Raw genomic sequence first — 19,606 nt, 5'->3', positions numbered from 1 at the left:
GCGGCAGGAGCCCGTACCTTCGCGGGAACGCGACGCCTCGATGCCCGAGACCAGCAGGAACCCGACGCCTCAGCGGTCCTTTATGCCACCATCCCGTGGGGGTCGATGACGAACTTCTGCGCCGCCCCCTTGTCGAAGTCGGCGTAGCCCTGCGGGGCCTCGTCGAGGCTGATGGTGGTGGCGTTGACGGCCTTCGCGATCGGCGCCTTGTCGGCCAGGATCAGGTTCATCAGCTGCCGGTTGTACTTCTTCACCGGGCACTGGCCGGTCATGAAGAAGTGCGACTTGGCCCAGCCGAGGCCGAGCCGCATGCCGAGCGTGCCCTCCTGCGCCGACTCATCAGCCGCCCCGGGGTCGCCGGTGACGTAGAGACCGGGGATGCCGATGCCGGCCCCGGCGCGGGCGATGCTCATGGCGTCGTTGAGCACGGTCGCCGGCGCCTCGTCGGCGTCCTTGCCGTGGCCGCGGGCCTCGAAGCCCACCGCGTCGACGGCCGCGTCGACCTCCGGCTCGCCCAGCACCTCGGCGATCTTGTCGGCCAGCTCGCCGTCGGTGGTCAGGTCGATGCCCACGCAGCCGAAGCTCTCGGCCTGCTTGAGCCGGTCGGGGTTCATGTCGCCGACCAGGACGGCCGCGGCGCCGAGGGTCTGCGCGGCCAGCGCGGCCGCCAGCCCGACGGGGCCCGCACCGGCGACGTAGACGGTCGAGCCGGTGGTGACGCCGGCGGTGTAGGCGCCGTGGTAGCCGGTCGGGAAGATGTCGGAGAGCATCGTCAGGTCGAGGATCTTCTCCAGGGCCTGGTCGCGGTCGGGGAACGGCAGCAGGTTGAAGTCGGCGTACGGGACCATCACGTACTCGGCCTGTCCGCCGATCCAGCCGCCCATGTCGACGTAGCCGTACGCCGCGCCCGCGCGGGCCGGGTTCACGTTGAGGCAGATGCCGGTCTTGCCCTCGTTGCACATGCGGCACCGGCCGCAGGCGATGTTGAACGGCACCGAGCAGATGTCGCCCTCCTTGACGAACAGCACGTCCTCGCCGGCCTCGACCACCTCGCCGGTGATCTCGTGGCCCAGCGACTGGCCGATCGGTGCAGTCGTCCGGCCCCGGACCATGTGCTGGTCGGATCCGCAGATGTTCGTGGTCACCAGCTTGAGGATGGCCGCGTGCGGCGCCTTCCGCGCGATGCCGAAGTGGTCGGCCACCTCGGCCGGCACCTCCAGCTTCGGGTAGTCGATCGACTCGACCGCCACCTCGCCCGTGCCCTTGTAGACGACCACCCGGTTGGTCTGGCTCATCGCTCTCGCCCCTGATCCTGTGAAGTAGGCCACATCCGACGCCTCGATCCTGCGCCTGCCGGGGCTGCTTCTCAAGCCTCGTCCTCGGTCCGTGGACCCGGACGGCCCCAGGTGGACTCAGGCGTCGATGACCACGCGCTCCCACCGCGCCCCGAAGCGCCGCTTCTGCTTGCGGCGGAAGTGCTCGGCCACCGCGCCGGCGTAGCGACGCCCGACCAGCACCCGCCGCAGGGTCGAGCGTCGCTCCCCCGCCAGCACCACCTGCTCCTCCCCCTCGGCGTCGGGGTCGCCGACCAGCAGCCACTCGCCGTCGCCGGCGAGGAACTGCACGACCAGGTAGGGCTCGCCGCCGGTGATGCGCAACGTCGCCCGGTCGCCGACCAGCACCAGCAGCGTGTGCTGCCGGCCGTCGAGGGCGGCGATGGCGGCCACGACGTCCTCGGCGGAGGGATCGACGACCCGGCGGCCGTCGTCGGCGCGCAGCATCATCGGAGGTCTCGCCGCATAGGGCAGAGTGTGCGTCATGGCCGACGGCAGCCCCGACGCAGACATCCGCGCCCACATCAGTGAGCTCATCGCCACCGAGAAGGCGCTGCGCGAGAAGCTCGCCGCCCAGGAGATCGACGCGACCGACGAGCACGAGCAGCTGCGCCGGGCCGAGGCCGAGCTGGACCAGTACTGGGACCTGCTGCGCCAACGCCAGGCGCTGCGCGAGTTCGGCGAGGATGCCGACCAGGCCGCGGTCCGCCCGGAGGGCACCGTGGAGAACTACCGCCAATAGCCGCCGGCTGCGCCCCGCTCAGAGGTCGATGCTCACGGTGACCTCGACCGGCATCCCCAGCTCGAGCCCCTCGTCGCGGCGCACGAAGGCTTTGACCGGCACGACGTAGCCGCCGTCCTTGGGCCAGAGCGACGTGCTCCACGTGGTGCCGCCCACGGTCACGACGACCGGGATCATCCCCCAGCCGTAGGTCACCGCCTGCGCGACCACCGCGATCTCCTCGCAGCCGTCCTCGGGCACGCTGACGAAGTGGTACGGCGCCGGCCCGCGCCAGTGCCACAGCTTGCCCACGAACGCGAGGTCCATACCGGGCGAGGATAGGCGCAGGCGAGGATGGCCCGGTGCTCCCCGACCTCGTGCACGGTGCGTCCTTCCTCCGACGCGGCGCCGACCTGGTCCGCCGCGACCGGCGGCTGCTGCGGCTCGGCGTGCTGCCGGCGGTGGTGGTGCTGGTGCTCGTGCTCGCGCTGCTGGTGGCCCTGCTGCTGGTGGTGGGCGACCTCACCGGCTGGGTCACGCCCTTCGCCGACGAGTGGTCGCTGCGCACGCCGGTCCGGTTCCTGCTCGGGATCCTCGTGGTGGCCGCCGCGGTGTTCCTGGCCGTCACCACCTTCACCGGCCTCACCCTCATCGTCGGCGAGCCCTTCTACGACCGCATCTGGCGCGCGGTCGAGGCCGAGCTCGGCGGCCCGGTGCCCGACCACGACCTGGGGTTCTGGCGTTCGGCCGGCGACGCGGCACGCCTGATGGGCCTGGGCGTCCTCACCTCCGCCCTGGTCTTCGCCCTCGGCTTCCTGCCCGTGGTGGGGACCGTGGTCGGCCTGGTGCTCGGGGTGGTGCTGTCGGGTCGACTGCTCGCCGCCGAGCTGCTGGCCCGGCCGCTGGAGGCGCGCGGCCTGGACCGGGTCGCCTCGCGTGAGCTGATCCGCCGCCGCCGCTGGGTCGTGCTCGGCTTCGGCACCACCACGCAGGCCTGGTTCCTGTGGCCGGTCGGAGCGGTGACCGGGATGCCGGCCGCCGTCGCCGGGGCGACGGCCCTCGCTCGCGAGCTGCTGGAGGACCGGCCGTGATGCCCGACGACCTGCTGGCCCACGCCCGTGCGGCCAAGGGCTTCATGCCCGAGGACGAGGGAGACTTCCTGCACCGGCTGGCCCGCGAGCGGCTGCCGCACGGACCCGCGCTCGAGGTGGGCAGCTACTGCGGCAAGTCGGCGATCTACCTCGGTGCGGCGGCCCGCGAGGTGGGCGGCACCGTCTTCACCGTCGACCACCACCGCGGCTCGGAGGAGAACCAGGCCGGCTGGGAGCACCACGACGCGTCCCTGGTCGACGCCGAGTCGGGCCGGATGGACACCCTGCCCACCTTCCGCCGCACCATCGAGCGCGCCGGGCTCGAGGACGAGGTGGTGGCGGTGCTCGGCCGCTCCACGACCGTCAGCCGCCACTGGCGCACGCCGCTCTCGCTGCTGTTCATCGACGGCGGCCACGCCGAGGTGCACGCCCGGGCGGACTACGACGGCTTCGCACGCTGGCTCGAGCCGGGCGGGCTGCTGGTGATCCACGACGTCTTCGAGCACCCGGCCGACGGGGGCCAGGCGCCCTACCGCGTGTGGCTGCGCGCCGTCGCCGACGGCTTCGAGCCCCGGGAGACGGTGGGCTCGATGCGGGCGCTCACCGCGACCTGACGGCGTCGGCGGCCCCGTCCGGACGAGCCTCAGCGACCGAGGAGCTCGCGGTCGAGGACGTCGAACAGCTCCGGATCGCGGTCGAGGTCGAACTTGCGGGCGAAGAACTGCGACTGCGCTCGCAGTAGCTCGACATCGGCGGCCGAGAGCGTCGCCGGCGAGGCGGTGCCGAACTCGGGCCGGCTCCAGTCGGTGAACATGATCGCCGGGCGCAGCGGCGGCCCGTCGACCGCCTGCACCACCGTCTGGAAGAACATCTCGTCGCTGAACGGCGCCCAGCGGAAGAAGCGCACGAACCGGTGCTCCCGGGCGGCGAACCGGAGCACGTCCTGCGCGACCCCGTGCGGCAGCGCCCACCACACCGAGCCCCCGAACGGCCGGTGGCCACCCAGGCCCCGCCTCACGTTGCGCGTGGGCAGCCTGGGGAGCACGTGCCGGTTCAGGAGGTCGACCACCCGGCCCTGGTCGCCCCGGCCGGCGATGACGTACTTCTCCAGGCGCCACATCGGCTTGTTGTGCTCGACGCTGGGCATCGCCCAGCAATTCATGTAGGTCGCCCCGCTGCGCAGCTCCTCGCGCAGCTGCTCCTCGGGTCTGATCGGGTAGTCCACCCCGCTCAGCAGTACGTAGTAGTCCGCCGGGTGGTGCCGGGCGGCCGTCGCGAGCAGGCCCAGCTCGGCCAGCACCGAGGAGAACCCGGCCCAGCGGATGCGGTAGCGACGCTCGGCGAACGTCGTACTGGCCGGGTCGACCACGGCTCGGAACGGGGCCTCGTCGCTCTTGGCGTCGATGTGGGCCACCACCGAGGAGCCGGACCGCGTCAGCCGTCGGACCAGGGCCCCGAACTGCGCCGGCTTGTGGTGGGCCAGCACCAGGTAGGTGATCCGGGGCGGCGGCGCGGAGGACTCGCTCATCCGAGGATCTCCTCGGTGCGCGGACCCACCACCTCGGTGCAGCCCGAGCAGGGCAGGTCGGGCAGCAGCGGGAGCGTCTCGCCGCGCACGATGCCGGCTCCCGGGGTGGCCCCGCACAGCGCGTCGGCGGCCAGGAGCACGGCGGCGGTGGTGTAGGTGGTCCGCTGACGTGGCCAGACCACCTCGTCGTTGTACACGTAACCGGTCCAATAGGCGCCGTCGTCGCAGCGCAGCCGACGTAACGACGCGAACAGCTCGAGCGCCCGCCCGCGGTCGCCCAGCGCGTCGAGGGTGAGCACCAGCTCGGCCGACTCGGCCACCGTGACCCACGGGTTGGTGTCGACGCATCGCACGCCGAGCCCCGGCACCACGAGCTCCTCCCACCGGCCGGCCAGCAGCTCGAAGCCGGCCTCGCCCCGCACGGCGCCGCCGAGCACCGGGTAGTACCAGTCCATCGCGAAGGTGGACTTGTCCAGGAACCGGTCGCGGTGCTCGCGCAGCGCGTGGCCCAGCCGGCCCCCGGCCAGCTCCCACTCCGGCTGCGGGTCGCCGAGCAGGTCGGCGAGCGCGACGCCGGCCCGCAGCGCGTGGAAGATGCTCGAGGACCCGGCCAGCAGCGCCGCGGCCCGCACGGTCGAGGGCCCCTGCTCGTCCCACTCCTGCGACCAGGCGATGCCCCCGAAGTCCAGCTGCAGGCTGACCACCCAGTCCAGCGCCCGGCGCACCGCCGGCCACGCCCGGCTGGCGAACGCGTGGTCCGCGCGCACCAGCCAGTGATGCCAGACCCCGACGGCCAGGTAGGCCGACATGTTCGTCTCGCCACCGCCGTCCTCGACGTGCCCGGCCACGACCTTGATCGGCCAGGAGCCGTCGAAGCGCTGGGTGCGCAGGCACCAGTCGTAGGCGCGCTCGGCCGCCTCCACCTCGCCGGCCACCAGCAGTCCCATCGCGGACTCCACGTGGTTCCACACGTCGGTGTGCGCGCCGGGCTCCCACGGCAGCGCGCCGTCGGGCTCCTGCATCGCCGCGATCGCGCGGGCGCTCTGCCGGGCCTCCGCGGCGCTGAGGACACCCGGGACCTCGGGCAGCGCGGTCATCGGGCGGCGGGCTCGTCGGGAGCGGGCTTGCGCAGGTAGAGCACCATCGACTTGCCGATCACCGGGTTCAGCGCCCGCTCCGCCGCGCGGGTCAGGGTGCTCCAGCCGCGGGCGCGCATGATGTCCCACACCAGCACCTGGTGGTACGCCTTGACCAGCGGATGGTCGTCGCGGGTGACGCCGACCGCGCACTTGAGCCACCAGTAGGGCGCGTGCAGGCCGTGCGCGTAGGCCGTGCCGGTGTGCTCCAGCCCGGCGCTGCGGAGCTTGGTGACCAGCTCCTTGTCGGTGTAGATCCGGATGTGCCCACCGGGGGTGTCGTGGTAGGCCTCGGAGAGCTTCCAGCACACCACCTCGGGCAGCCAGCGCGGCACCGTGACGGCCATCGTGCCGCCCGGCCGCAGCACCCGCGCCAGCTCGGCGATGGCCGTGAGGTCGGCCGGCACGTGCTCGAGGATCTCCGCGGCCACCACCCGGTCGAACTCGGCGTCGGCGAAGGGCAGTGCCAGCGCGTCACCCTCCTTGATGTCGGCCTCGGCCCCGGCGGGCACCTCGCCCTGCTCCTTCATGGCGCCGAAGATCTCCAGGACGCCGGCCAGCTCGTCGGCGTCCTGGTCGAAGGCGACCACGTCCGCGCCGCGCCGGTACATCTCGAAGGCATGGCGGCCGGCGCCGCACCCCATGTCGAGCACCCGCTCCCCCGGGCGCAGGCCCAGCCGGTCGAAGTCGACGGTCAGCAACGCTGCTCCTCCACTGCTCGTTGGTAGGTCCGCGCGGTCGCGGCGGCCACGGCCCGCCAGCTGAACCGCTCCTGGGCGCGACGTCGGCCCGCCGCTCCCATGCGCGCGCGCCGCTCGGGGTCGTCGAGGAGCAGCGCGAGTGCGGCAACCAGCTCCCCGACGTCGCCGGGGGTGACCAGGTCGGCGCAGCCGTCGTCGCCCACCACCTCGGGGATGGCGCCCGCGCGGCTGACCACCAGCGGCGTGCCGCAGGCCATCAGCTCGGCGGTGGGCAGCGAGAAGCCCTCGTAGAGCGAGGGCACGCAGGCCACCTCGGCCGACCCCATCACCTCGACCAGCTCCTCGTCGCTGATGCCGTGCACGAAGGTGACGTGCTCGCGCAGCCCCAGCGCGTCGAGCAGCTGCTCGGTGCGACCGCCGCGCGCCGGCTTGGTCACCAGCACCAGCTCCACCTCGCGCTCGGTGCGCAGCTTGGCCACCGCCTCGAGCAGCGTGGCGATGCCCTTCATCGGGGCGTCGGCGCTGGCCATGGCCACGATGCGTCCGGGCACGCGGGGCCGGGTCGGCGGCACGAACACCTCGTCGACCCCCAGCGGCACGACCTCGATCAGCCGCGGGTCGACGCCGAAGTCGGCGGCGATGTCGCGGCGCGAGGACTCCGAGACCGTCAGCACGTGGCGCAGCCGCCGCGCGACCCTGACCTGCATGCGCAAGAAGCCGTACCAGCGGCGCAGCGACAGCCGCTTGCGCAGCGTGGGGGCCTGGGCGAGGTCGATGCGCCGGTCGAAGGTGATCGGGTGGTGGATCGTCCCCACCAGCGGCAGCCCCAGGGCCTCGAGGTCGAGGAGCCCGTAGCCCAGCGTCTGGTTGTCGTGCACGACGTCGAACTCCCCGGCCCGCTCGCGCAGCAGTCGGGTGACGCGGGTCGAGAACGTCCGCGGCTCGGGGAAGCCGGCCGTGCACATGGTGAGGAACTCGCGGACGTCGGTGAGGTCGCGGAACTCCGAGAGCCGCGGCACGCGGAAGGGGTCGGGCTCGCGGTAGAGGTCCAGGCTGGGCACCTCGGTCAGCCGCACGCCCTCATCGAGCTCGGGGTAGGGCTGGCCCGAGAAGACCTCGACCTCGTGGCCCAGGGCGACCAGCTCACGGCTCAGGTGCCGGACGTAGACGCCCTGACCGCCGCAGTGCGGCTTGGAGCGGTAGGACAGCAGCGCGACCCGCATCCCCGCTCCTCCCGCTGGTTACCGCCGAGTACAGGCCACCCTAACCGGACCGGTCAGGAGCCCTCGCTGGAGTGGCCCGGGAACACGTGCGCCTCCGGATCGATGACCACGGCCGCGTTGTTGATCGCGGTGGCCACCTCGCCGAACCCGACCGCGATCAGCCGCACCTTGCCCTCGTACTCGGTGATGTCGCCGGCGGCGAAGACCCGCGGCAGGTTGGTGCGCATCGCGGTGTCCACCCGGATGTGGCGGTGGTCGAGGTCCAGGCCCCACTCCTGCATCGCCCCCAGGTCGGCGACGAACCCGAGCGCGGCCACCACGGTCTGCGCGGGGAGGGTGGTCACCTCCCCGCCCTGGGTGGTGATCTCGACGTGCTCCACGACGCCGTCGCCGACCAGCCCGCTCACCTGGGCGTTGGTGATGATCTCGACGTCGGAGGCGAGCACGGAGTCGACCGTGGCCTGGTGGGCCCGGAACCGGTCGCGACGGTGCACCAGCGTCACCGAGCCGGCCACGTGACGCAGCCCCTCGGCCCAGTCGAAGGCCGAGTCGCCGCCGCCGACGATGACGACGTCGCGCCCGGCGTACTCGGCGAAGGAGGGGATGAAGAAGACCAACCCGCGGCCCTCCCAGCCGTCGCCGGCGGGCAGCGGCCGCGGCGTGAACTTGCCGATGCCGGCGGTGATGACCACGACCTTGGCGCGCACCGTCGTGCCGTCGTCGAGCTCCATCGTGACCCCGCCGGCCGCCGGGTCGGCGTCGTCGTGGTCGATGGTGAGGCCGGTGGCCGTCCGGTCCAGCAGGTAGGTCGGGTTCGCGCTGCCGGCCTGCTCGACCAGCTGCTCGACCAGCTCACGGCCCTTGACGGTCGGGAAGCCGGCGACGTCGAGGATCGCCTTCTCCGGGTACAGCGCCGAGACCTGGCCGCCGAGCTCGGGCAGTGAGTCGACCACGGCCACGCTCCAGCCGCGAAAGCCGGCGTAGTAGGCGCCGTACAGGCCGGCGGGCCCGGCGCCGACGATGAGCAGGTCGGCCTCGACGACGGAGTCGCTCACGAGAGCGAGAGTAGTGCGCGCGGGTGAGCTGTGGGCTGACACGGTACGCGCCTTAGGCTCGTCGCGGACGGCTTCGACGCCTCGACCCACGACGAGAGACGACCCATGACCGCCAGTAGCCCTTCACCACGCGTGATCATCGTCGCGACCAACGCCAGCACCGTGGCCGGCGGCGAGGCGATCATCCCCTGGCACTACTTCCGGCTGCTGCGCCGCCGCGGCGTCGACGTCCACCTGGTCACCCACGAGCGCAACCGTGAGGACCTGCGGGCCCAGCCCGAGATGGACGAGGAGCGGGTGCACTTCGTCCGCGACACTGCCGCCTCGCGCCGCATCCACCGCTGGGGGATGCGGCTGCCGGCGGCGGTCAAGCCGCTGACGGTGTGGCTGGTGATGGCCGCGCTGAGCACCGTGGGCCTGCGTCGCGAGGTCCGCCGGGTGGCAGACCAGGCGCCGGGGGCCGTGGTGGTGCACGAGCCGATCCCGGTCTCCCCGAAGTACCCCTCGCTGATGACCGCGGTCGGCGGGCCGCTGGTCGTCGGCCCCCTGAACGGCGGCATGGAGTACCCACCAGGGTTCCGCGCCGACGCCCGCCGCTCGGAGCGCTGGCTGCGAGCCGGGCTCCGCGTGGTCTCGGGCCTCGCCGCACGGCTCGCGCCCGGCCGCGCCCGGGCGGGCATGGTGCTGGTGGCCAACGAGCGCACCCGACGGGCGCTGCCGCGGGCCGTGCGCCGGGTCCCCAGCGAGATCCTGGTCGAGAACGGCGTGGACCTGGACCTGTTCGAGCCCCGTGGCCCCCGTAGCGAATACGCAGAGCCGGTCCGCTTCGCCTTCGTCGGCCGGCTGGTCGACTGGAAGCGGGTCGACCTGGCGCTGCAGGCGCTCGCCCGGCTCCCGCAGGCCTACTGCCTCGACGTCGTCGGCGACGGCCCGGAGGGGCCCGCTCTGCGCCGGTTGGGCCAGCAGCTGGGTCTGGCCGAGCGCGTGGTCTTCCACGGCCGGCTCACGCAGGCCGCCAGTGCCGATGTCCTCGCCGGCTGCGTGGCGCTGGTGCTGCCGTCGACCTACGAGTGCGGCGGGGCCGTCGTGCTCGAGGCGATGGCCGCCGCCCTGCCGGTCGTGGCCACCGACTGGGGTGGCCCGGCCGACTATCTCGACGACGGGCGCACCGGCGTGCTGGTGCCGCCGACCGACGCCGAGCACGTCGTCGCCGGCTTCGCCGCGGCGATGGCGCGGCTGGCGAGCGACCCCGACGCGGCCCGGGAGATGGGCCGCGCGGGGCGCCGCGAGATCGAGCGCAGCTACGACTGGGAGCGCAAGGTCGACCGGCTGCAGACGCTCTACGCCGAGGTGGCCGCGCGCGCCTGAGTCGGACCTGGGCCGATCGGGCCCAGCTCTGCGCTAGCTCTGCCCTAGCTCTGGGCCGCCGCCCGATCGCGGCGGCCGCTGGCCACCAGGCTGAGCACGGTGGTCACGGCCAGCGTGCCCACGATGACCAGCAGCGAGAGCCAGATCGGGATGTCGGGCGCCCAGGAGATGTGCTCGCCACCGTTGACGAACGGCAGCTCGTTCTCGTGCATCGCGTGCAGCACCAGCTTGACGCCGATGAAGGCCAGCAGGAACGCCAGTCCGTAGGAGAGGTAGACGAGCCGCTGGAGCAGCCCGCCGATCAGGAAGTAGAGCTGCCGCAGTCCCATGAGGGCGAAGATGTTGGCCGTGAGCACCAGGTAGGGCTCCTTGGTGAGCCCGTAGATCGCCGGGATCGAGTCCAGCGCGAAGAGCAGGTCGGTGGTGCCGAGCGCGAGGATGACGAAGAACATCGGCGTGACGACGCGCTTGCCGCCGACCTTGGCCACGATGTTGTTGGTGGTCCACTCCTCGGTGGCCGGCAGGTGGCGCGTGGCCAGCTTGACCAGCCGGTTCTCCTCGAAGTCGTCCTCGTCCTCGTCCTCGGCGCCCTCCTTGGCCAGCTTGAACGCCGTCCAGAGCAGGAACAGGCCGAAGAGGTAGAAGACCCAGGAGAACTCGTTGATCGCCGCGGCGCCGACGGCGATGAAGATGCCCCGCATCACCAGCGCCAGCACGATGCCGACCATCAGCGCCGTCTGCTGGTACTCCTTCGGCACCGCGAACTTGCCGAGCAGGATGATGAACACGAACAGGTTGTCGATCGAGAGCGAGTACTCGGTGAGCCAGCCCGCGAAGAACTCGGTGCCGAACCGGTGGCCGGCGATGGCCCACACACCCACCCCGAACGCGACGGCGAGCCCGACGTAGACGCCGAGCGCGATGCCGCACTCCTTCATCGACGGCTCGTGCGGACGCCGGCCGATGACGACGACGTCGAACAGCAAGATGGCCGAGGTGACCGCCAGCGTGGTCCACCAGACCCAGGAAGCAACATCCATGACACAGACCTCTCCGGAGACGACGATGCTCCGGAGGTCTCCTCCACCCGCTGGCGCGGGCCGGGGTGCCGGGTCCGGGACGGACCGTGGTGACGACACACCCGCGAGGGAGTACTCCCCTCCACCGGAGACCAGCCTCCCACGAGAACGAGCCCGGTGCCTCATCGGGGCCCTCGAACCGCGTCCTCGGCTGGCCCGCATAGCCCCAACGGACTAGACGTGCGGGCACGAACGGTCCGATGTACGCGCCTGGGACGCGTCGTTCGGTGAAGATGCTGGCAGAACGACCTGCCGAGTGTGAAGATCGGACATACCGACCATTTCTGGAGCATCGATGACCGTCGCCGCCACGACCCAGGGCCCCGTGCCCACCAGCGTCCGCCAGTTCTACGCGGACCTGTGGGCCGTGCGCCGCTTCTCCGGTGCGATGAGCCTCGACCGGCTGCGCGCCCTGGCCACCTCGGCCGGGCTCGAGCAGGCCTGGACCCACGACAGCGCCCACTGGGACGCCCTGGCGGCCCTGTGGCTGCGCGGCACCACGCCCGAGGACGCCGCGGCGACCTTCGACCGCTTCGCGTCTGCCCCAGCCGCCGGCTGACGCACGGACGCGGGCTGCCGGCAACCGATCAGCCCGCTCGCGGCTCCACCGCGCGCAGGAACGCCGCCTGGCTGCGCGCGGTCACCGGCAGTGAGAACTGCTCCAGCACCCGGCGACGGCCCGCGGCGCCCAGCCGCTCGCGCAACGCGGCGTCGCCGAGCAGCTCGGCCAATGCCTCGGCCAGCAGGTCGACGCGACCGGCCGGCACCACGCGCCCGCAGTCGGCGTCGACCAGCTCAGGGATGCCGGCGATGGCCGTGGTGACCACGGGCGTCGCGGTGGCCAGTGCCTCCATCAGGACCACCGGCAGACCCTCCTGGAACGAGGGCAGGCAGAAGACGTCGGCCCACACGTAGAGCTCGGGCAGCCGGTCCTGACCCAGCGCACCGGTCAGCTCGACGCAGTCGCCCAGGCCGCGCGAGTCGATGGTGGCGGCGAGCTCGTCGTGCAGTGGTCCGGCGCCGACCAGCCGCAGGCGCGGTCGCCAGCCCCGTTCGCGCAGCAGCTCGACGGCATCGACCAGCAACGGAGCACCCTTCTCGGGCACCAGCCGGCCCACCGAGAGGATCCGGAGCTCCTCATCGGCCGCTGACGGGGTCCGCACCGCCGACGGCTCGAACCGGTCGGCGTCGACGCTCATCCGCACCACCGCGAGCTTCTCCCAGTGCGAGGTCGGCACCAGCCGCATCAGCTGGCTGCGGGTGAAGTCGCTGATGCAGGCCACAGCGTCGGCGTCGACGACCTTGGCGGCCAGGTCGAAGTGCTCCACCGCCTCGAACTCGGTCGGGCCGTGGACCGTCATCGTCCAGCGCCAACCGGCGTCGGGCCCGTCGACGGCTCGGCCCAGCGCCACGACGAGCCGGGCCACGTCGGCCGCGTTGTTGGAGAAGTGCACGTGCAGGTGCCGCACCCCGGCCCGACTCATCTCCGCGTGCAGCCGCACGGCCTCGGTCAGGTAGAACAGCTGCCAGACCCGGCCGCGGGCGGTGCGCGGACCGGACCGGGCCGCCAACCGCAGCACCCGCGCGTAGGCCCGCGGGTCGTGGGCCAGGAGCGAGCCGGTCGCCGCCACCAGCGCCCGACGGTCGCCCAGCAGCGTGGTGGTGCGCACGGCGTCGGCACGCATCGACTCGCTGATCAGCTGCTCGGCCGGCGTGGGGCGCACGCTGAAGGTGCGCACGTCGAGGCCGAGGGCGCGCAGCCCGGCCACCTCCCGCTCGATGAACACGTGCGAGATCGCGGGGAACTGGCTGACCAGGTAGGCGACCTGCACGGCCGGCGACTCCTCGGGAGGGACGGGGGGGACGGTGCCGGTCACGACGCCGCGCGGGCGGCCGGCACCACGTCGGCGTAGGCCTCGAGGGTACGGCGGGCGATGTCGGGCCAGGCCAGCGCGGAGAGGTCCGGGCGCTCGTCCTCGCCGGGCAGCTCGCAGCCGGCGGCGACCGCGGCCGCCTCGTCCGCACCGCCGGCGAAGGTGTGCACCCACCGCTCCCCCACCACCTCGCGCAGCTCGCGCATCACCGCAGTGTCGCGGACCACCACTGCTCGGCCCAGCGAGAGAGCGAGCACCGCGGCGCCGGAGTTGAGCGCGCCGTCACGGTAGGGGAAGACCACCACGTCGGCCGCCGCGTGCAAGGTGGTGACCTCCGCGTCCTCGACCCGGCCGGGACGCAGCTGCACCCGGGTCTGTCCGGCCACCGCCGCGGTGAGCTCCCGGCCGAGGTCGGGCTCGACCACCGCGCCGGCCACCACCAGCTGTGGGCCGGTCTGCGGCAGGGCAACCACGGCGGCGACCAGGCCGTCGGCGTTCTTGTAGCGCCGGACCATGCCGAACTGCAGCAGCACGCGTCGCTGCGGGTCGAGGCCGAGCGCGCGACGGGCGGCGGCACGGTCGCCGACGGGCGGGTAGCAGGCGAGGTAGTGCCCGTGCGGCACCACCCGTGCCGGCACCCGACGCAGCCGTGGGTGCGCCTGGTGGACCTGCTCCACCCCGGCGCGGGTGAGCCCGATGACGAGGTCGACGCGGCGCCAGAACTGCCGCAGGAAGAGCCGGACCAGGGGCGACCCCGCCCGCTCGTGCGGTCGCAGGTTGTGCGCCGTCCACACCAGGCGGGCGCCACGCCGGCGGGCCACCGTCAGCCCGGTCAGCACCTTCACGACGTCGAGCAGCCGCACCCAGACCCGCTCGTCCCAGCGCACCAGGTGCTCGGGCCAGTGCACGTGCACGACGTCGAGGCGCTCGGTGAGCAGGGTCCGCCGCTCGAAGGGCCGCGGGGGGGCGCCAGCCGCGGCCAGGGCGTTGTAGAGCTGGGTCAGGTACGGGTTCAGGTGAGGCTCATCGGGTGAAGGTGAGACACACACGCGCAGCCCCTCGGCGGCGCGGCCCGTCATCGACGCGCTACATCGGTATCGGTGCCGGCGTGGGCGTCGGTCGCGACCGGGCGGGCCGGCGCGCCCGCGACGACGGTGAACGGCTCGACCGAGCGGGTCACCACCGATCCGGCGCCGACGACCGCTCCCTCGCCGATGCGGACGCCGGGCAGCACTATCGCGCCCGCGCCGATCCAGGCGCCGTCCTCGATGATCACCGGAGCCGCCACGTAGTCGTCGCCGGTGGAGCTGTGGTTCTCGTCGTGGATGCTGACCCGCTCCCCCAGCCGCACCCGGCTGCCGATGCGGATCGACTCGAACGCGCTGAGCAGGCACCACCGGCCGATGTAGACGTCGTCGCCGACGACCAGCTCACCTTGCACGTAGGCCTCGAAGTCGGAGGCGACCACGATCCGGCGGCCCAGGCGCACCATGCCGCCGGCGGTCACCGAGACGTGCGAGCGAGGTCCCAGCTCGCAGCGGCCGGTGACCTCTCCCGCGCTGCCGGTCACCGCCCACATCCAGCGCGCGCGGCGCCCGACGTGACGTCCGGCCCGCGACATCCGGCTCTCGCGGCCCTGCCAGTCGACCGAGCGCTTGTCCAACGGCGGCCGGGTGGCCACGCGTCCTGACCACCAGGTCCTACGGACGTCCGAGACCACGGTAGGTCCACCCCGCTTCGCGCCACTGCTGAGGATCGAGGCAGTTGCGACCGTCGATGATCCGAGGCGCTGCCACCAGGTCGGTCAGCGCGTGCGGGTCCAGCCCGACGTATTCGGGCCACTCGGTGAGCAGCAGCACGACCTCGGCACCCTCGAGCGCGCCGTCGGTGCTCGCCGAGAACGCCAGGTCGGGCCAGCGCTTCTGGGCGTTGTCGATCGCCTGCGGGTCGGTGACCACGACCTTGGCACCCTGCAGCTGCATCTGGGCGGCGACGCTGAGCGCCGGGGAGTCGCGCACGTCGTCGCTGTGCGGCTTGAAGGACGCGCCGAGCACGGCCACCCGTCGTCCGACGATGGAGCCGCCGCACATCTCGCGGGCCAGGTCGACCATGCGCACGCGACGACGCATGTTGATCGAGTCGACCTCCCTGAGGAAGGTCAGCGCCTGGTCGGCGCCCAGCTCGCCCGCCCGGGCCATGAACGCCCGGATGTCCTTGGGCAGGCACCCGCCGCCGAAGCCCAGGCCGGCGTTGAGGAACTTGCGCCCGATCCGGTCGTCGTGACCGATGGCGTCGGCCAGCATCGTCACGTCGGCGCCGGTGGCCTCGCACAGCTCGGCCATCGCGTTGATGAAGGAGATCTTCGTGGCCAGGAAGGAGTTCGCGGCCACCTTGACCAGCTGCGCCGTGGCCAGGTCGGTGGTGAGCCTGGAGATGCCGGAGGCCAGCGCCTCGGCGTACACCTCGTCCAGCACCGCGGCCGCCTCGACGCCGGCGGGCCCCTCGGGCAGCCCGTAGACGATGCGGTCCGGACGCAGCGTGTCCTCGATGGCGTGGCCCTCCCGCAGGAACTCGGGGTTCCACATCAAGGTGGCGCCCGGCTGCGCCTGGTGCACCTGCGCGGCCAGCTCCTCAGCGGTGCCGACCGGCACGGTGGACTTGCCGACCACGACGTCACCCGGCTGCAGCAACGGCACGAGCGCGTCCATGGCACTGCGCACGTAGCGAAGGTCGGCGGCGTTCTCGCGGGGCTTCTGCGGCGTGCCGACGCACAAGAAGTGCACGCGCGCTCCGGCCACGTCTGCGATGTCGGAGGTGAAGGTCAGCCGCCCGCTGCTCATGCTCTCGCCCAGCAGCTCCTCCAGCCCGGGCTCGAAGAACGGCGGCCGCGCGGCGCTGAGCTGCGCGACCTGCTCGGGCAGGACGTCGACCCCGACGACGGTGTGACCCTGCTGGGCCATGCAGGCGGCGTGGACTGCTCCGAGGTAGCCGCAGCCGATGACGGAGATATGCATGTCGCTCCTTGACGTCGCTGACGAAAGAATCGGGCGGAGGTGGTGCGCCGGCGGTTCAGCCCCGGCGGCGCACCCGCCGCACGGCGGCCCGGCTCAGCATGCCGATGGCGTACGGCGCGTCGTCGACCAGGTAGCGCCGGGCCAGCCGCCGCGGTTCGAGCACGAGCCGGTGGACCCACTCCCCACCGATGCACTGGACCCAGCCCGCAGCCCGCTGGCGATCGCCCGAAGCCATGTCCAGCGCACCGCCGCAGCCGAGGAACCAGGCCCCGGGCAGGACCGGGGCGAGCTCGGCGGCCAGCTGCTCCTGCCGAGGGAACCCGAGGGCGACGAACACCAGGTCGGGCTGGGCACGCCGCAGGTCGGTGGTGAGGCGCCGCATCTGCCACTCGTCGCGCTCGAACCCGGGCGGCGGGGCGCTGACCCCGGCCAGTCGCATGCCCGGGCACAGGCGCTCGAAGGCCTCGCCCGCGCGCTCGGCGACCCCGGGGGCGCCGCCGAGCAGGAACACCGAGCGGCCGCGCACGGCGGCCTCGCCGGCCAGCGACCACACCAGGTCCGACCCGGCCACCCGTTCTGGCAGCGGCGTTCCCTGGATCCGGCTGGCCCAGATCAGTGGCATACCGTCGGGGACGACCAGCTCGCAGTCGTCGATGATCTGGTCGCGCTCGGGCATCGAGCTGAGCTGGCGCATGTGGTCGACGTTGGGCGTCATGATGAGCCCGCCGTCGCCGCGGTCGAGAGCGGCGAAGACGTGCGCGACGATCTCGTCCTCGGACAAGGTGGCCACCGGGACCCCGTCGATGCGCACCGAGTCGACCGCGCCGGGCTCGCGCGCGGCGTCGCTCTGGCTCGAGGAGTCGTCCTGGACCTCGTGAAGCGGCCGGCGGCTGGACTCATCGCGAGCCCAGGTGCCGTGGTCGCCCCATCGGCCGACCATCCGCGCGAGCATGGTGACGGCCACGTAGACCAGCACCGCGCCGGCGTCGTGGGGCCGGCGCAGCAGACGTCGACGCAGCGCGCCGACGGACTCGCCGGTGCTGTGGGCGGTGTCGACCCGCTCGGCACCGAGGTCGTCGTGCTCGGCGATCTGGGCGTTGCCCCGGCTGACACGGCTGCGCACGCGCACCAGGTCGCTCACGGTGCGTGGCGCGTAGACGGTGAAGTCGCCCGGGCTGGTGTGGCGCTCATGGTCGTCGAAGCAGCGCTGGACGAAGAGGTCGTCGGCGATGACGTCGGGGAACGCACCGAACCGTGCCCGGCCGCTGCGCGAGACGCCGTAGACGCCCAGGCCGATCAGACCCCGGCGTGCGTAGGGCAGCTCGCTGAATACGCGGTAGAACGAACGCACGACGCGGCTCGAGCCGCGTACGTCGAAGGTCACCTGCGGCGTGGCCACCCGAGCGTCGTCGGCGGCGAGTGAGTCGATGAGCCCGGGCAGCGCCTCCTCGCCGAGCTCGACGTCGGCGTCGAGGTAGATGCGCGGGAAACCCGTGGCCACCGCGTCGCCGGCGTTGAGCGCACCGACCTTCCCCGCGGCGCCGAGCTCGACCACCTGCAGCTGCGGGAGTCGGTCTCGGAAGCGCCGAGCCACCTCGGCGGTCGCGTCGGTGCAGCCGTTGGCCACCACCACGACGTCACAGGCGCCGATACCGGGTTGGCGGTAAAGCGCCTCGAGACACCGAGGCAGCACCTCGGCCTCGTTGTGGGCGGGGATGACGACACTCGCCTGCGTGGGCGCGAAGTCCTCAGCAACGGTCAAGACCGGGCTACCTCGTCACGAACGGGGAAAGGGCATCATCGACTCTAACCGAACCCTGTGACGTGGAGGTGTCTGCAACATGACGCCCCGATGCGGACGGCGTGCTCAGCCGATAGACTCGTGAGTTTTTTCGCGCCGGCCGATCTCCCTGGCCGGATTGCCTCCGACCACCGTCCACGGCGCTACGTCGCGGGTCACCACCGAGCCAGCCGCCACGATGCTCCCCGTGCCGATGCGACGTCCCGCGACGATCGTCACACCGGCGCCGATCCAGACGTCGTCCTCGACCACGATCCGGCGGTCGGCCACGAAACCCTGCCGGTTCATCGGCAGCGCGGTCGAGTCGACCCGGTGGTTGGCGGCGATGAGCATGCACCGCGGGCCCATCATGACGTCGTCGCCGAGCGTGAGCGGGCCGATGACCAGGGCGTCCATCCCGATGGCGGAGCGGTCGCCGACCTCGATGCCCCGGCCCGACCCGAACCAGGCGCCGTGCTCGATGTTCACCTCGGTGCCGCACCGGTCGAGCATCTGCGTGGCCAGCGCGGCGCGGAAGCGGCGGGCGATCCGGCCGCCGGGACGCGGCGACCACGGCAGGTGACGCCCGATCGCGAGATACAACACGACGGCAGCAGCACGCCTCACTGCCCGCACCGACTACCTCCCGCGCCCTTTCCGCTCCCTGTGCCCCCGGCCACGACGATCGTGACACACGTCCCGCGTGGGCGTCACAGCATCGGCCCAACCGCGCCCGCACCGGTCCCGGCGCCCGCCCACCCCGTCGATACGATCGGGTCTCAGTCGCGTCCCCGCCCTTTTCCCCACCCGACGGGAGGTCGACCGATCCCGATGCCGAACCACTCAGCACCCCAGGTCACCGTGGTCATGCCGGCCATGAACCGCGAGGCCTTCATCGGCGAGGCGCTGCGCAGCATCTCGGCGCAGACCGTGCCTCCGGCAGAGGTGATCGTCGTCGACGACGCCTCGACCGACGCCACCGTCGCGGTAGCGCGCGAGCACGGCGCCACCGTGATCGAGCTGGCCGTCAACGGCGGCTCGGGTCCGGCGCGCAACCGCGGCATCGAGGCTGCGAGCACACCGTGGGTGGCCTTCTTGGACTCCGACGACGCCTGGCTCCCGCACCACCTCGAGGAGCTGCTCGCCGCGGCCGGCGACCACGCACTGGTCACCGCCCCGGGCGCCACACCCGAGGGTCGGGTGATGGGCAACGCTCTACCCACCACTCGCGTGCTGAGCCCGTTCGACGTGCTCACCGGCGACCTGGTGTGCACCAGCGGCACGATGGTGCGCCGCGAGGCGCTCCTCGGCGCCGGCGGCTTCCGCGCTCTGCGCCGGGCTCAGGACCTGGACATGTGGGTTCGGGTGCTCGAGCGCTCCTCGGGCATCGCCCTGTCGCGGATCGGGTTCACCTACGTGCTGCACGACGAGCAGGCCATCCTCGACACCGATCTGATGCGCAGCTGCGTCGACCAGGTGGTCCGGGGCGCGCGCGAGCGTGGATGGCTGAGCCAGCGCGACGCCGACCGGGTGTACGTGCGGCGGCGCTGGGACGACGCCCGGTCCGCCCAGCGTGCCGGGCGCCGCGGCGAGATGACCCATCACCTCGGCTGGGTCGCTCGACGCCCGCACACCTGGCGCACGCTCGGCGCCATGCTCCTGCAGCGACGCCGCGCCCGCCAGGGCGCCTGAGCAGGGCCAC

21 protein-coding genes are annotated in these 19,606 nt (G+C 72.7%); 6 read left to right on the top strand and 15 right to left on the bottom strand.

Features of this window, described 5'->3' with window-relative positions:
• Positions 1 to 80 precede the first annotated feature (80 nt).
• Together fdhA and D9V37_RS12260 are read right to left on the bottom strand one after the other, a co-directional pair.
• Positions 81 to 1,295, bottom strand: a complete 1,215-nt coding sequence (gene fdhA / locus D9V37_RS12265) for a formaldehyde dehydrogenase, glutathione-independent (RefSeq protein WP_121806410.1) — start codon at positions 1,293 to 1,295, stop codon at positions 81 to 83.
• A gap of 117 nt (positions 1,296 to 1,412) precedes the next feature.
• Entirely contained in the window at positions 1,413 to 1,784 is a 372-nt protein-coding gene (locus D9V37_RS12260; protein ID WP_121806409.1) for a hypothetical protein, read from the bottom strand.
• 34 nt (positions 1,785 to 1,818) lie between these two features.
• Here D9V37_RS12260 and D9V37_RS12255 point away from each other — a divergent pair, with 34 nt between their 5' ends.
• Positions 1,819 to 2,076, top strand: coding sequence for a DUF2630 family protein (locus D9V37_RS12255; RefSeq protein ID WP_121806408.1), 258 nt, complete (start codon positions 1,819 to 1,821; stop codon positions 2,074 to 2,076).
• An 18-nt stretch (positions 2,077 to 2,094) separates the two neighbouring features.
• Here D9V37_RS12255 and D9V37_RS12250 read toward each other — a convergent pair whose 3' ends face one another.
• The gene (locus D9V37_RS12250) at positions 2,095 to 2,382 is read right to left on the bottom strand and encodes a DUF1905 domain-containing protein (protein ID WP_121806407.1); all 288 of its coding nucleotides are present in this window, start codon (positions 2,380 to 2,382) and stop codon (positions 2,095 to 2,097) included.
• 35 nt (positions 2,383 to 2,417) lie between these two features.
• Between D9V37_RS12250 and D9V37_RS12245 the strand changes: the two genes are divergently transcribed.
• Positions 2,418 to 3,146, top strand: coding sequence for an EI24 domain-containing protein (locus D9V37_RS12245; protein WP_198412509.1), 729 nt, complete (start codon positions 2,418 to 2,420; stop codon positions 3,144 to 3,146).
• Positions 3,146 to 3,760 carry a class I SAM-dependent methyltransferase gene (locus D9V37_RS12240; RefSeq protein ID WP_121806565.1) on the top strand — a complete coding sequence of 205 codons (615 nt, stop codon included), beginning with the start codon at positions 3,146 to 3,148 and terminating at the stop codon, positions 3,758 to 3,760. Before D9V37_RS12245 ends, D9V37_RS12240 begins: the two co-directional genes overlap by 1 nt.
• A 29-nt stretch (positions 3,761 to 3,789) precedes the next feature.
• Here the strand turns inward: D9V37_RS12240 and D9V37_RS12235 are convergent, their stop codons facing one another.
• The 5 genes from D9V37_RS12235 to D9V37_RS12215 are packed head-to-tail and all read right to left on the bottom strand — an operon-like array spanning position 3,790 to position 8,789.
• Positions 3,790 to 4,674, bottom strand: coding sequence for a beta-1,6-N-acetylglucosaminyltransferase (locus D9V37_RS12235; RefSeq protein WP_121806406.1), 885 nt, complete (start codon positions 4,672 to 4,674; stop codon positions 3,790 to 3,792).
• Positions 4,671 to 5,771, bottom strand: coding sequence for a prenyltransferase/squalene oxidase repeat-containing protein (locus tag D9V37_RS12230; protein ID WP_121806405.1), 1,101 nt, complete (start codon positions 5,769 to 5,771; stop codon positions 4,671 to 4,673). The genes D9V37_RS12235 and D9V37_RS12230 overlap by 4 nt, the downstream gene beginning before the upstream one ends.
• Positions 5,768 to 6,511: a class I SAM-dependent methyltransferase gene (locus D9V37_RS12225; protein ID WP_121806404.1), complete on the bottom strand. Its 744-nt coding sequence runs from the start codon at positions 6,509 to 6,511 to the stop codon at positions 5,768 to 5,770. Before D9V37_RS12225 ends, D9V37_RS12230 begins: the two co-directional genes overlap by 4 nt.
• Positions 6,505 to 7,734: a glycosyltransferase family 4 protein gene (locus tag D9V37_RS12220; RefSeq protein WP_121806403.1), complete on the bottom strand. Its 1,230-nt coding sequence runs from the start codon at positions 7,732 to 7,734 to the stop codon at positions 6,505 to 6,507. Before D9V37_RS12220 ends, D9V37_RS12225 begins: the two co-directional genes overlap by 7 nt.
• A 53-nt stretch (positions 7,735 to 7,787) precedes the next feature.
• Entirely contained in the window at positions 7,788 to 8,789 is a 1,002-nt protein-coding gene (locus tag D9V37_RS12215; protein WP_121806402.1) for an NAD(P)/FAD-dependent oxidoreductase, read from the bottom strand.
• Between the two features lie 105 nt (positions 8,790 to 8,894).
• Here D9V37_RS12215 and D9V37_RS12210 point away from each other — a divergent pair, with 105 nt between their 5' ends.
• Entirely contained in the window at positions 8,895 to 10,157 is a 1,263-nt protein-coding gene (locus D9V37_RS12210; RefSeq protein WP_121806401.1) for a glycosyltransferase family 4 protein, read from the top strand.
• A 44-nt stretch (positions 10,158 to 10,201) separates the two neighbouring features.
• Here D9V37_RS12210 and D9V37_RS12205 read toward each other — a convergent pair whose 3' ends face one another.
• Complete coding sequence (locus D9V37_RS12205) at positions 10,202 to 11,197, bottom strand: TerC family protein (protein ID WP_121806400.1); 996 nt, start codon at positions 11,195 to 11,197, stop codon at positions 10,202 to 10,204.
• Positions 11,198 to 11,531: 334 nt separating this feature from the next.
• Between D9V37_RS12205 and D9V37_RS12200 the strand changes: the two genes are divergently transcribed.
• Positions 11,532 to 11,795 (top strand): hypothetical protein, encoded by a 264-nt coding sequence (locus D9V37_RS12200; RefSeq protein ID WP_121806399.1) that lies wholly within the window; start codon positions 11,532 to 11,534, stop codon positions 11,793 to 11,795.
• A gap of 28 nt (positions 11,796 to 11,823) precedes the next feature.
• Here D9V37_RS12200 and D9V37_RS12195 read toward each other — a convergent pair whose 3' ends face one another.
• The 6 genes from D9V37_RS12195 to D9V37_RS21010 form a co-directional block, all read right to left on the bottom strand.
• Positions 11,824 to 13,068, bottom strand: a complete 1,245-nt coding sequence (locus D9V37_RS12195) for a glycosyltransferase family 4 protein (RefSeq protein ID WP_121806564.1) — start codon at positions 13,066 to 13,068, stop codon at positions 11,824 to 11,826.
• 41 nt (positions 13,069 to 13,109) lie between these two features.
• Positions 13,110 to 14,159, bottom strand: a complete 1,050-nt coding sequence (locus D9V37_RS12190) for a glycosyltransferase (RefSeq protein WP_147455934.1) — start codon at positions 14,157 to 14,159, stop codon at positions 13,110 to 13,112.
• A 26-nt stretch (positions 14,160 to 14,185) separates the two neighbouring features.
• Positions 14,186 to 14,791: an acyltransferase gene (locus D9V37_RS20900; RefSeq protein ID WP_269778379.1), complete on the bottom strand. Its 606-nt coding sequence runs from the start codon at positions 14,789 to 14,791 to the stop codon at positions 14,186 to 14,188.
• Between the two features lie 19 nt (positions 14,792 to 14,810).
• Complete coding sequence (locus tag D9V37_RS12180; protein WP_121806397.1) at positions 14,811 to 16,124, bottom strand: UDP-glucose dehydrogenase family protein; 1,314 nt, start codon at positions 16,122 to 16,124, stop codon at positions 14,811 to 14,813.
• Positions 16,125 to 16,179: 55 nt separating this feature from the next.
• A complete protein-coding gene (locus tag D9V37_RS12175) occupies positions 16,180 to 17,886 on the bottom strand; it encodes a WecB/TagA/CpsF family glycosyltransferase (protein ID WP_121806396.1) in 1,707 nt (568 codons plus the stop codon).
• 105 nt (positions 17,887 to 17,991) lie between these two features.
• Positions 17,992 to 18,213, bottom strand: coding sequence for a DapH/DapD/GlmU-related protein (locus D9V37_RS21010; protein ID WP_408636200.1), 222 nt, complete (start codon positions 18,211 to 18,213; stop codon positions 17,992 to 17,994).
• A 522-nt stretch (positions 18,214 to 18,735) separates the two neighbouring features.
• On the opposite strand from D9V37_RS21010, the gene D9V37_RS12165 reads away from it, so the two are divergent.
• Positions 18,736 to 19,596, top strand: coding sequence for a glycosyltransferase family 2 protein (locus tag D9V37_RS12165; protein WP_121806394.1), 861 nt, complete (start codon positions 18,736 to 18,738; stop codon positions 19,594 to 19,596).
• The last annotated feature ends 10 nt before the right edge of the window (positions 19,597 to 19,606 follow it).

It is taken from the genome of Nocardioides mangrovicus (genome assembly GCF_003674065.1).
GTDB lineage: Bacteria > Actinomycetota > Actinomycetes > Propionibacteriales > Nocardioidaceae > Marmoricola > Marmoricola mangrovicus.
This window is presented reverse-complemented; position numbering and strand designations above follow the sequence as displayed.